Origin of the sequence: Lentzea waywayandensis (genome assembly GCF_900115955.1) — a bacterium.
Classification (GTDB): Bacteria; Actinomycetota; Actinomycetes; order Mycobacteriales; family Pseudonocardiaceae; genus Lentzea; species Lentzea waywayandensis.
On the sequence record NZ_FOYL01000011.1, the window covers coordinates 265,102 to 277,441 of the forward strand.

The following is a 12,340-nucleotide window of genomic DNA, read 5'->3' on the forward strand; positions in this document are numbered from 1 at the left end:
TCTTTTGCGTGCTGCGGGCTGAAATTGGCCGGGTCGGTTCGCGGTCAGACGGGCGAATCGCGGTGCCGCGAGGCGTCCTGCTGAGCGTGAACCGGCTCGCACAATTTCAGCCCGCAGCACGCATGTGGGTTGCGGATCAACTTCCGGCGAAGTCGTGCGTCATCCACACGGTTCCCTTGGCGTCGCGGATCACGACGATGCCGATGCGCGTGGAGGACTTGCTCAGGATGTTCTTGCGGTGGCCGTCGTTCGGCGGCTTCTCGTCGATCATGCTCTGGGTGAGGCCGAGCGCCATCTTGGAGATCGCCTCGACGTTGTCCTTGACCGGGCCGCCCATGCCGACGTTCTCCGCGACGGAGCTCCACTTCACGCCCGCCGCCGTGCTGCGCTCGCCGAGGCCGCTCTCGCCGGGGCACTGGTGCGACAGGCCGCAGCCGTTGCTCATCATCGCCCTGGTGTGGCGGTCGGCCGCGGTGACCAGCGCCGGGTCGACCGTCAGCGCGGGCAGTCCGCCCTTCGCCCTGGTCTCGTTGATCAGCGCCAGGACTCGCTCCTCCGGCGTGGGAACGCGAGGGGGCTCGGGTGGCGCGGTCGTCGTGGTGGTGGTCGTTGTCGTGCTGGTCGTGGACGACGGCGCGCTCGACGTCGATTCCGCCGCCTGCGACGAGGACGTGGTGAGAGCGAGCGCCTGGGTGGTGTTCGGTCCGGCCACGGCGGCAGGCGGGTCGGACGGCAGCAGCACCAGCGTGCCGGCCACGCCGACGAGCGCGCACACGGCTGCCGCGCCGGCTACCGCGAGGACGGGCTTGCCGCCGGCGATGCCCGCGAGCTTGCCGAACACGCCGGCGGGTTCCGCGAGGTGAGCGGCGTGGGTGGGGTCGGGTCCGAGGTCGGTCCCGTACGCGACGGCCTCCGGAGTGACGTCCCGGAGGCTCTCCAGCAGTCGCGGCAGGTAGGCGGCCGGGACCACGAGCAGCGCGGCACCGGTCAGGATGCGCTCGACCGGCATCGCGTCGTCCACGCCGCGCCGGCAGCGGCCGCACTCGTCGACGTGCCGCAGGAGCCGCTTGCGCCACAACGGGTTCGGCTCGCCGTTCCACCCCTGCGCGGCCCGGTCGAGCCCGGCGCAGCGCGGTTCCATCGACAACGCGCGCACCAGGTGCCGGATGGTCTCCAGGCGGCCCTTCAACCTGCTGACCCGCACCGTGACGGTGTGCGCGCCGAGGTCGAGCGCGTCCGTCACCTCGGCCCTGGTCAGCTGCCCGACGCGTTCGAGCGTCCACAGCGCCAGCAGTTCGCGATCAGCCGGGTCCAGCCACCGCGCGGCCTCGTCGACCTCACGGCGTTGCTGGGCGAAGTGCAGCCGCGACAACGCCACCTCGACGAACTCGGCCCCCGGATCGGCCCGGTCGTACTCCTCCAGCGGGGCGGGGGCCAGGTCGCGGCGTCGGTAATGCTCGCGGACCTGGTTGATCGTGACGGCCACCAGCCAGGACCGGAACCGGTCGGGCTCCCGCAGCGCGTCGATGCCGCGGATGACGCGGACCATCGTCTCCTGGACCACGTCGTCGACGTCGGCGTCGGCGTGCAGCGCCCGACCGGCGACGTTGTAGACCAGCGGCAGGCAACCCGCGACCACGGCGTCGAGCGCCGCCCGATCACCGGCCCGCGCGGACTCCACCTGCTCCGCGTCCACCTGCCCCAGCCACTCCCGACCCGTCACTTCCGCACCCTTCGCCGACTGTTCCTGCACGCCATGGGAGACCGGCGAGTCTCACCTCAGGTCACAGAAACCGGGCCCATAAGTGACCCAGGTCACTTCCGCAGGGGGCTCAGGCAGCCGAGATCGAGGCACTCACGGTCGCCGGGCAAGGACTCGGCTGGTCCCGCGGCGGCCTGAGCACCAAGATCCACCTCGCGGTCGACGGACGCGGTCTGCCGATGCGTGTGCTGCTCACCGCCGGACAGGCAGGAGACAACCCGCAACTGCTGCCACTGCTCGACGGCATCCGTGTCCGGCGCGACGGGCCGGGACGTCCGCGATCACGACCCGATGTCGTGATCGCGGACAAGGCCTACTCGCATCCCTCGACACGACAAGCCTCACGACGGCGCGGGATCACGTTCGTCAGCCCGGAACGCACCGACCAGATCGCTGGGCGCGCGGCCAAAGGCGCACGAGGCGGGCGACCACCAGCGTTCGACACCGAGTTGTACAAGCAGCGCAACGTGGTCGAGCGATGCTTCAACCGGCTCAAACAGTTCCGCGACCTCGCCACCCGCTACGCCAAGCGCGTCGCCTACTACCAGGCCGAACTCACCATCGCCGCCATCGTCCTCTGGCTCCGATGACTTACAGGACGGGCGCTAGCCACACCCCAACGAGACCGAACGATCCGGCCGCCGTAAGCGCAGCCAGAGGTTGAAGCGGCCCAGCTCACCGAGATCGCGGCGCCGCCAGAAATGGCCCAGCGTCGAGGCCACAGGGTCATCGTTCAGCGAACCCTCGGGCGGAGCTCCCGACGCCAGGAGCCGAACACCGCGAACATCGCGACCACCCAGGCCAGGCCGAGGACGTACCCCGCGAGCACATCGGAGACGTAGTGCACCGACAAGGCGACTCGGGACAAGCCGATGCCCAGCACCATCACCGTCGCGACGGTCACAGCGACTCGCCGCCACACGGATCGCATCGCAGACCAGAAGAGCAACAACAGCGTCGTGTACGTGACCACGGCTGACTGGGCGTGGCCGCTGGGAAAGCTCAGGCCGGTAGCGGTGGTCAGCGGGTCGGCCACCACCGGGCGGGCTCGCTGAACGGCCCTCTTGACCACCGCGTTGAGCACGGCACTGCCTGCCACGGTCACCACCGCGAACGCCGCGGGCCTCGGGTGTCGCCGGTACAGCAGCCACACCGCCACGAGGGCGAACACCGTGAGATAGACCGGTGCGGAACCGACCGTGCTCATCGCCTTCATGGTCATGGCGAATGCGGGGTGCTCGACGGTGTAGCGGTACAACCCGTCACGAACGCCGTCGTCCACGGACATCAGCGGCGTCCACCTGACCCGCACCAGGAACAAGAGCAGGCCGAACGGGACGGTCACGATCGTCAACGCCACCAGCCCCGGCACGGATCGGATGCCGAACGTGACATCGGTCGACGCGCGGAATCTCACCTCACCACAGTGCGGCCGGTTGATTAGAGGATCGTGAAGATCAGGCCGAAGGCTCCACGGCCAGGGGAAGTCGAACGTGGAAGCACGCACCCTCGGCCGAGTCCGCCAGCCACACCAGGCCGCCGTGCCGCTCGGTCACCTCGCGCACGATCGCCAGGCCCAGGCCGGCGCCACCGGAGTCACGTTCACGGGCACGTTGCGAGCGGAAGAACCGTTCGAACACCTTCGTGCGGTCCGAGTCAGGGACTCCGGGGCCGTCGTCGGCGACGACCAGCTCCGCGAACCGTTCCGCCGACCACAGCCCGACTGTGATCCGATGCCGGGCGTGGTGTTCGGCGTTGTCCAGCAGGTTGCGCACCACGCGGCTCAGCTCGCCCGCCCGGCCCCGCATCCGGGCCGCGGAGAACGGGGACAGCTCGACGTCCACCACGCCGCGGGTGCGGACCGCGTCGATCTCGGCCAGCACCACCTCGTCCAGGTCCACCCACCCGACCGGCTCGGTGACGCCGTCCGCCAGCGCCAGCACGATCAGCTCGTCGGTCAGGTCGCCCAGGCGGACCGCCTCGCGGTGCAGGTCGCCCGCGAGGCGCACCCAGTCCGTGCCGGACGAGTGCGCGAGGCCGATCTCCAGCCGGGTGCGCAGGCTCGCCAAGGGGCTGCGCAGCTCGTGTGCGGCATCGGCGGCGAAACGGCGCTGCCGGTCGTGCACCTCTTCGAGGCGGGCCAGCATCTCGTTCATCGTGCGGGCAAGCCTGCCCACCTCGTCGTCGGCCGGCGGTTCGGGCACCCGGCGGCTGAGCTGGCTCGCGGTGATCTCGGTGACACGTTCCCGGATCGCCTCCACCGGACGCAACGCACGGCCCACCACCAGCCACGAGGTGCCACCGACCGCGACCAGCAGGATCGGCACGATGATCGACAACGCCGTCGTGGCCGCCTCCACACCCTCTTCGGCATGTTCCAGCGACACGGCCGCGAACACGGCGACGGGCTGACCGCCCATCGAGGCCAGTACCCCGGCGACGGCGTGGTGCTCGCCATCGGGCAACCGCGAAGTCCCTTTCACCGCACCGCCGTCCGGCCACAGCGCGAGCAGCCGGGTGTGTGCGAGCTCGGAGCTCGCGCCGAGCACTGTGCCGTCCCGTGCGACGACCTGGACAAGTGGCGGCAGGACCGAAGGCAGGCCGCCGGAAATCATCGGGGCGAACGACTCGGCCTGGCGACGGGCCTCCGCCTCGGCATTGCCGGTGAGCTGGTCGCGCACCAGCGTCAGCGCCACCGCGCCGCCCGCGACCAGCCCCAGTCCCACGACCAGGACCGCCAGCGCGGTCAACCGGACGCGAACACCCGCCCCGCGCCTAACCGCCATCGGCGGCCAGCCGGTAGCCGGCCCCGCGGACGGTCTCGACGGCGTGCCGGCCGAACGGCAGGTCGATCTTGCGTCGCAGATAGGCGACGTAGACCTCCAGCACGTTCGACTGGACCGGGATGGCGGAGTCCCACACCTCCTCCAAGGCGAACCGCTTGGACACCACCTGGCCCGGTCGCGACATGAGCAACTCCAGCAACGCGAACTCGCGTGGCGTCAGTTCGATCGCCGTCTCGCCGCGACGGCAGCGCCGGGCCACCCGGTCCAGCGCGAGATCACCCGCGGTCAGCACGTCGGCCAGACGCAGCCCCGACCGCCGCAGCAGTGCGTGCAGACGGGCCAGCAACACCCGGTAGGAGAAGGGTTTCGTGAGGAAGTCGTCCGCGCCGATGCGCAACGCCCGCAGCTGGTCCAGCTCGCCGTCGCGGGCGGTCAGCACGAGCACCGGCACCCGGACTCCCGCGCGGCGCAGCTGCGCGCACAGGTCGAGACCGGGCAGGCCCGGCAGCATCAGGTCGAGCACGATCGCGTCGAACGCTCGGGTGAGCCCGGCGTCCAGGCCGAGCAGGCCGTCGGCCACCGTCTCCACCTCGAACCCGTCCAGGCGCAGACCTTCCGCGAGCCCGTCCGCGAGCGACGTCTCGTCCTCGATCACCAGCACCCGACTCACCGGGGTCATGTCGTCATCACCTGACCGGACGCCAGCTTGCCTCGTTCCAGTATCAGCACACCGGTGCAGATCCGCTCAACCTCGGGCGCCGCGTGTGCGGACAGCAACATCGTGATTCCACGTGCCTCGGCAATCGTTCGCACCAGGGTGAGGATGTCCCGCTGACCGGATGGATCGAGGCCGGTCGCAGGTTCGTCGAGCAGCACGACAGCCGGGTCGTTCACCAAAGCCCGCGCGATACCAAGGCGTTGCCGCATACCGCGGCTGTAGGTCGCGATGCGGGCGCCGCCGCAGTTGCCGAGCCCGACCTGGCCGAGCAACCGGACGGCGCGTTCGCGTGCCTCGGAGCGAGGCAGGCCGAAGAGCCTTCCGTGGTAGGTCAGGAACTCCAAACCCGTTTGATGGCCGGGATGTCCCGCGTTCTGCGGCAGCACGCCGATGAGCTTCCGGATCTCGTTGTGCCGCGTGCCCGGCACGCCGGCGACGGAGATCTCGCCGCGGGTCGGAGTGACCACAGTGGACAGCATGCGCAGCGTCGTGGTCTTGCCGGCGCCGTACGGACCGAGCAGGCCGAGCACTTCGCCTTTGCGCGCGGTGAAGCTGATGCCGTCCACCGCCCATGAGGTGCCGTAGCGCTTCGACAAGTCGCGCACGTCCACGGCAACCTCGTCGGACAACGGGTCGGTACGAGCGAAAGACCAGATCTCGTGGGGCAACTGCGTTCTCGGAGGATGCCGCACGAGCGGCCCTTCGAGTGCCGGGTCTGCGCACAGAATCGCGTGCTGCAGCTCGCTGAGCCGCGACTCGGGTTCGAGCGCCTGCTCGTCGGCGAGCCGGATGCGTGCCGCGCGGTAGGCGTCGAGCGCGTCGGTCACCCGGCCGCAGCGGTACAGCGCCAGCATCAGCTGTGCCTGAAACCGTTGCCGGTGTGGGTGTTGCGCCACGAGGTCGGTCAGTTCGTCGACTACCGCGGCGTGCCTGCCGAGGCGCAGTTCGGCGTCCAGGCACTCTTCGAGCGCGGCCAGCCGTGCCGCTTCGAGTCCCTGGCACAGCACGGCGGCGGCGTCTGGCGTGGCCACGTCCGCGAGCGGTGGGCCGTGCCACATCGACAGCGCGTGCCGCAACAACGACACCTTGACCGAGTCGTCGATCTCCTGCCTGGCGCCCGTGACCACCGCGCGGAACCGATGCACGTCGATGGACAGCGGGTTGACCTTCAGCATGTACGCCGACCCACGCGTGATGATGTTCGCGTCGTCCTGGCCGCCCCTCCCGTCGGCGATCGCCCGGCGCAGCCGCGACACCCGGACGTGGATCGCATGCTGCGCGGTGCGCGGCGGCTGCGATGGCCACGTCAGGTCGACCAGCCGCTCCACGGACACGAGCTGGTTCGGGTGCAGCGCCAGTACTGCGAATGCGAAACGCTGTTTGCGCGGTCCGAGATCAAGTTGAAGCCTCTGTTCCCAAGCCTCCACCGCGCCCAGCAGGCGAAAATCCACCGCGCCCCCTTACTTGCGTTCCTCCCTATAAGTGAATCGTTTGGGTCGGACATTTCGTTTTACTCCATTGGAGTGAGTGACTGGCAGCGCGCGTGCCATCACTGCAGGCCGAAGCCCATTCGGCTCAATTGCGATTGCGGCTCTCATCGTTCTCTCATCCCCATCGGATCCACTAATGGCAATTACTTCGAATGGAGAGGAGACGTGATGCCGGGTGTGACTCTCGAAGTTCGCGAGTTGTCCAAGTGGTTCGGTTCCCGGACGGCTGTCGACTCGGTGAGCTTCACCGTGCACGAGGGCGAGGTGGTTGGTCTTCTCGGCCCCAACGGGGCGGGAAAGACCACGACCATCCGGATGCTCTCGACCGTCCTGACGCCGACCGGCGGCGACTTCGCCGTCGCGGGTGTGCCGTCGTCCCGGCCAGCGGACATCCGGGCGCGTATCGGCGTGCTGCCGGAGAGCGCGGGCTATCCCCTGCACCAGACGGGATTGGAATATCTGATGTACCACGGGAGGCTCTTCGGGTTGGCCCGTGACGAGGCCAGGCAGACCGCCGTGCGTCTGCTCGGCCAGGTGGGACTGGCAGACCGCGCGCAGACCCGCATCGCGACCTACAGCCGCGGTATGCGCCAACGCCTCGGCATCGCGCGGGCGCTGGTGAACAACCCTTCCGTGGTGTTCCTCGACGAACCGACGCTGGGCCTGGATCCCGCCGGGCAGCGGGAGATTCTCACCCTGGTGCGGACGATCGCCGAGGCACGCGGCACGACAGTGGTGGTGTCGACGCACACGCTGCCCGAGGTAGAGCAGGCGTGTTCCTCGGTGCTGATCATGAACAGGGGCAAGGTCGTGGTGTCCGGCAGCGTGGCGGAGGTGACGAACGCGGAGGCCGCCGGCCGCCAGTCCGGCCACCTGCGTGTCCCGCCGGACCAGGTGGCGCGGGCGTCCGAGGTGCTGCAACGCGTGCCCGGTGTGTCGGTCGAGGTGTCGAAGGACGTCGTGACGGTCACGTCGGCGGACGGCATGAACACGGTGTTGTCCGCTGTGCTCGACGCCGGGATCACCCTGCTGTCGTTCGAGGTCGACGGCGCGCGGCTGAGCGACGCCTTCCTGGCGATGACGCGGGGTGGTTCGTCGTGAGCGCGCGGATCATCGCCGGCCAGGAGTGCCGCGACCTGTGGCTGAGCGGCCGTGGTCCGGTGCTGACGTTCGCCTACGCCGTACTGCTCAGTGCGGTGACCTACCTGGCCGCCACCAACCAGATCCTGAACTTCCTGGAACAGCGGGAGTCGGTGAACCTGGTGCTGCAGATCGCCGTCGCGGTCGGGGTGTTGCTGACGCTGGTCGTCGCCGCGGACGCGATCAGCGGCGAACGCGAGCGGGGCACCCTCGAAAGCCTGCTGCTGACGCCGGTGTCCCGCGGCTCGATCGTGCTCGGCAAGCTGGTGGCCGCGATGTCGTTGTGGGGCATGGTCTTCGTGGTCGCGGTGCCCTACCTGTGGGTGCTCGGCAAGGGCGTCGCGGTGGTGGGTGAGGCACTGCTGCTCGGCCTGGTCGTCGGGACCCTGCTGGCGCTGTCGATGGCCGCGATCGGCCTGTTGATCAGCGCCCGGTCCTCGACCAACAAAGTGAGCCTCGCCGCGTCCCTGTTCCTGTTGCTCGCCTTGTTCGCGCCCACGCAGTTGCCCGCGATGCCGACGTCGTCGGTGGGTGACCTGCTGGTGCGGATCAACCCGGTGACGGCCGGGATGCACTACATCGGACTGGTCCTGCTCAAGGGACACACGTGGACCCAGGACCTGTCGTACCTGATCTCACCGGTGGTGACTGTGGTGGCCACCGCCGTGGCACTGGTCGTGTTGGGGCCGCGCATCGTCCGGCTCACGGGAGGGGTTGGTTCGGGATGAGACTGCTGCTCGCCGCACTGTTACTGGCGCTGTTCCCCGCCACGGCGTCGGCGACCGTCGAGGTGACGGTGTCGGAGTCCCGCATCACCGGCACCGTCGGTCAGTACCTGAACATCAGATCGACGATCACCAACACCGGGTCGTCGCCCACCGGGAAGCTGATCGCACACCTGAACGTGGCTTCGTTGAACGACGTGTACGTGGACCTGGAGGACTGGACGGCCGCGCCGACGCAGTCCCTGCCGCCGCTGGGGCCGGGGCAGCGCGCCGAGGTGTCGTGGGACATCCAGGCCGTGAACGCCGGGGTGTTCAACGTGTACGCCGTCGTGCTGCCCAGCGGTTCCGAGTCGTTGGCCGTCAGTCCGCCCATCCACGTGGAGGTGGCCGGGCGGCGCACGCTCAGCGCCGGTGGTGCTCTGCCGATCGCGCTGATCGTGCCGATCCTGCTGGGGATCGCGGTCTACGCGGTTCGCCGCCGTCTCCGCGACACCGCGTGAAAGCGTGAAGGGCACCCTCGCTGGAGGGTGCCCTTCACCGCGTCTCGGCTAAGCCGGAACCGGTGCGGGTTCTGGCTCAGGTTCGGGATCCGCCTCTTGGCGACGCGGCCCGGCGAACCGCAGGTACAGCGACGGAGTCACGAAGAGGTTCAGCAGGGTCGAGGTGAACAGGCCGCCGATGATGACGATCGCCATCGGGTGCTCGATCTCGTGACCCGGCAGGTCACCCGCGATGGCCAGCGGTACCAGGGCGAGACCGGCGGCCAGTGAGGTCATCAGGATCGGCGCGAGACGTTCACGGGCACCGCGCAGCACGAGGTCCCGGCCGAACGGCTCACCTTCCTCCCGTTCCAGGTGCTGGAAGTGGTTGATCATCAGGATCCCGTTGCGGGCCGCGATGCCGAGCACCGTGAAGAACCCGACCAGCGACCCGAGCGACAGCAGACCACCGGTCAGCCACGCCCCGAGCACACCACCGACCAGTGCCATCGGCAACGTCAGCAGCACCAGCACGGCCAGCCGCCAGCTGCCGAACGCGGTCACCAGGATGAGCAGGATCGCGATCAACGCCCCGCCGGCGAAGAGCAGCAACCGGTTCTGCGCCGCGGTGGCCTCCTTGTACTCGCCCAGCAGTTCGGCGTGGAACCCGGCGGGCATGCTCACCTGAGCCAGCCGCCGCTCGACCTCCCCCGCCACGTCGCCGAGCGCGAAACCCTCGGCCACGTTGGCACCCACGTCGATCCGGCGCGACCCGTTCTCCCTCAGGATCTGGTTCGGCGCGGACACGACCTTCACCGAGGCGAGGTCACCGATGGGCACCTTCCGGCCGTCCGGCGCGTCCATCAGCAACTGGCGCACCGACTCCACGCTGTACCGGGCCTTGGGCTGCGACCACACGTGCACCTCGGTGTTCTTGCCGTTGCGCCAGATGTCGCCCGCCTCCTCCGAGGAGATGAACGCCGAGGCCGTCCGCCGCACCTCACCGGGCGAGATCCCGTACTGCGACGCCTTCTGCAGATCGACCTCCACAGCCACCTGCGGGATGTTCGTCTGCAGTGTCACGTGTTCCTCGATGATGCCGTCTATTCCGGCGATGAGCTCCTTCACCTCGTTGGCTTTCTGCCGGATACCGTCGAGGTCGTCGCCGTAGATGCGGACCGTGATCGCGTCGCTCGATCCAGTCAGCACCTCCTTCGTGCGTTCCTTCAGATACGTCTGCACGTCGCGTTGCAGACCTGGATAGCCGTCGACGACTTTCTGGACGGCGGCAACGGTTTTCTTGTAGTCGACGTCCTTGTCGATGCTGATCCAGTTCTCGGTGAAGTTCATGCCGACGACCTCGTCGGCGAGCGTGCCCTGGCCGATGTGCGCGCCGAAGTTGCGCACACCCGGAATCGCGCGCAGCTCCTTGCTGGCCTGCTGGGTGATGCGGACCATCTCCTCGCGCGACGTGCCCGGCTGGGCGACCCAGTGCATCAGGAAGTCTCGCTCCTTGAACGCCGGGAACAGGTTCTGACCGAGGAACGGCACGATCGCGATGCCCGCGACCATCACCACGGCCACGCTCGAGTACGCCACGCCGGGCCGCGGCACGATCCGCGTCAGCAACGCCGTGTAGCCGCGTTGCAACCACCGCACCAACGGCGACTCGCGGTGTTCGATCGGCGCGTTGCGGAGCATGATCAGCGCCAGCGCGGGGATCACCGTCAACGCCACCAGCAGTGACGCCAGGATCGACAACCCGTACGCGAACGCCAGCGGGCGGAAGAACGCGCCCGTCAGTCCACTGAGGAGGAACACCGGCGCCGTCGACGCCAGGATGATCAGTGTCGCGTGCACGATCGGGCCGCGGACCTCGATCGAGGCCTCCAGGATGATCGACGCGGTGGATCTGGCACTGCCCTCGCGCCGATGCTGCCGTATTCGGCGCACGATGTTCTCGATGTCGATGATCGCGTCGTCCACCAGGACGCCGAGCGCGATGACCAGGCCCGCCAGGATCATCACGTTGATCGTCGCGCCGGTCGCGTTCAGCACGAGCCCCGCGGCCACCAGTGACAAGGGGATGGTGATCGCGCTGATCAACGCCACTCGCCACTCGAACAGGAAGAAGATCAGAATCAGCACCACCAGGCCGAACCCGATCAGCATCGCGCGGCCCAGGTTGTTCACCGACGTCTCGATGAACGTCGCCGGCCGGAAGATCTCGGTGTCGACCTGCAGGCCCACCATGCCCGGCTGGAAGTCCTTGATCACCTGCTCGACGCCGCGCGTGACCTCCAACGTGTTGGCCCACGGCAGCTTCTCGATGATGATCATGACGCCGAGTCCGTCGTTGATGACGGCGTCGCCGGTGAGCAGCGACGGCGGCATGACGTCGTCGCGGATCTCGGCGACGTCCTTGAGATAGACCTTCGGCGCGCCGGGTTTCGTCTCGATCGGGATCTCGGCGAGCTGCTGGCCGGAGAGCTGGGGAAGCTGGTGCTGCACCGGGAACCGGTTGTTGGCCGTGTCGACGTACCCGCCGGTGCCGATCTCGAAGCCGCCCTTGAACTTCAGCTGCCCGACGTCGACCGCGTTGCCCGCGGAGTCGAGCACCTGCTGCATCGTGACGTTGTGCTTCTTCATCAGATCCGGGTCGACCAGCGCCTGCTTGACGTGCCACCGGTCGCCCCAGATCGCCGCGTTCGCGACGCCGGGCACGCGCATCAGCCGCGGCCTCAGCGACCAGTAGGTCAGCAGTGCCATGTCGATGTGGGCCTGATCGGACTTGTCCGCCTGCGATATACCGATCTTCATGGCGCGGCTGGTCGACGACAACGGCTGGATCATGAACGGCGGGTTCGCCCACCGCGGCAGCCGTGGTGTGATCGCGTTGACGCGTTCCTGGATCAACAGCCTCGCCTTCATCAGGTCGGTGCCCGGCTCGAAGATCATCACGATCGACGACAGCTGGGACACGGACTTCGACCGCATCGCGGTCAGTCCCTCGATGCCGTTGAGCCCCTGCTCCATCGGCACCGAGACGAGCTCTTCGACGTCCTTTGCGGACAGTCCGATGCAGATGGTCTGGATTTCCACGCGGGGCGGCGCGAACTCGGGGAACGCGTCGATGGACATGTCCTTGATCTGCAGGATGCCGAAGAACATCATCATCGACGCACCGACAACCACGAGGAACTTCAGTTTCAGGCTCGTACCGATGATCCAGCGCATCAT

At 68.4% G+C, this 12,340-nt stretch carries 10 protein-coding genes; 4 read left to right on the forward strand and 6 right to left on the reverse strand.

The window, feature by feature from the left end; genetic code table 11:
• Positions 1 to 136 precede the first annotated feature (136 nt).
• Complete coding sequence (locus tag BM417_RS34780) at positions 137 to 1,723, reverse strand: sigma-70 family RNA polymerase sigma factor (protein WP_177320754.1); 1,587 nt, start codon at positions 1,721 to 1,723, stop codon at positions 137 to 139.
• A 122-nt stretch (positions 1,724 to 1,845) separates the two neighbouring features.
• Here BM417_RS34780 and BM417_RS34785 point away from each other — a divergent pair, with 122 nt between their 5' ends.
• Positions 1,846 to 2,352 (forward strand): IS5 family transposase, encoded by a 507-nt coding sequence (locus BM417_RS34785; protein WP_218164663.1) that lies wholly within the window; start codon positions 1,846 to 1,848, stop codon positions 2,350 to 2,352.
• A gap of 143 nt (positions 2,353 to 2,495) precedes the next feature.
• Here BM417_RS34785 and BM417_RS34790 read toward each other — a convergent pair whose 3' ends face one another.
• From BM417_RS34790 to BM417_RS34805, 4 genes are read right to left on the reverse strand one after another with little or no spacing between them, the layout of a single operon-like run.
• Positions 2,496 to 3,179, reverse strand: a complete 684-nt coding sequence (locus BM417_RS34790; RefSeq protein ID WP_093603281.1) for a phosphatase PAP2 family protein — start codon at positions 3,177 to 3,179, stop codon at positions 2,496 to 2,498.
• Positions 3,180 to 3,219: 40 nt separating this feature from the next.
• Entirely contained in the window at positions 3,220 to 4,548 is a 1,329-nt protein-coding gene (locus BM417_RS34795) for a sensor histidine kinase (protein WP_093603283.1), read from the reverse strand.
• Positions 4,538 to 5,227 (reverse strand): response regulator transcription factor, encoded by a 690-nt coding sequence (locus tag BM417_RS34800; RefSeq protein WP_093603285.1) that lies wholly within the window; start codon positions 5,225 to 5,227, stop codon positions 4,538 to 4,540. The genes BM417_RS34795 and BM417_RS34800 overlap by 11 nt, the downstream gene beginning before the upstream one ends.
• On the reverse strand, positions 5,224 to 6,717 hold the full coding sequence (locus tag BM417_RS34805; protein ID WP_093603287.1) for a BTAD domain-containing putative transcriptional regulator: 1,494 nt from the start codon (positions 6,715 to 6,717) through the stop codon (positions 5,224 to 5,226). Before BM417_RS34805 ends, BM417_RS34800 begins: the two co-directional genes overlap by 4 nt.
• Positions 6,718 to 6,924: 207 nt before the next feature.
• Here BM417_RS34805 and BM417_RS34810 point away from each other — a divergent pair, with 207 nt between their 5' ends.
• Genes BM417_RS34810 through BM417_RS34820 form a run of 3 tightly spaced genes read left to right on the forward strand, consistent with a single transcriptional unit; the run spans position 6,925 to position 9,121 of the window.
• Positions 6,925 to 7,857 (forward strand): ABC transporter ATP-binding protein, encoded by a 933-nt coding sequence (locus tag BM417_RS34810; protein WP_093603289.1) that lies wholly within the window; start codon positions 6,925 to 6,927, stop codon positions 7,855 to 7,857.
• Complete coding sequence (locus tag BM417_RS34815; protein WP_093603291.1) at positions 7,854 to 8,624, forward strand: ABC transporter permease; 771 nt, start codon at positions 7,854 to 7,856, stop codon at positions 8,622 to 8,624. The genes BM417_RS34810 and BM417_RS34815 overlap by 4 nt, the downstream gene beginning before the upstream one ends.
• On the forward strand, positions 8,621 to 9,121 hold the full coding sequence (locus tag BM417_RS34820; protein ID WP_093603293.1) for a hypothetical protein: 501 nt from the start codon (positions 8,621 to 8,623) through the stop codon (positions 9,119 to 9,121). The genes BM417_RS34815 and BM417_RS34820 overlap by 4 nt, the downstream gene beginning before the upstream one ends.
• A gap of 48 nt (positions 9,122 to 9,169) precedes the next feature.
• On the opposite strand, the gene BM417_RS34825 is transcribed toward BM417_RS34820, so the two are convergent.
• Complete coding sequence (locus tag BM417_RS34825; protein ID WP_093603295.1) at positions 9,170 to 12,340, reverse strand: efflux RND transporter permease subunit; 3,171 nt, start codon at positions 12,338 to 12,340, stop codon at positions 9,170 to 9,172.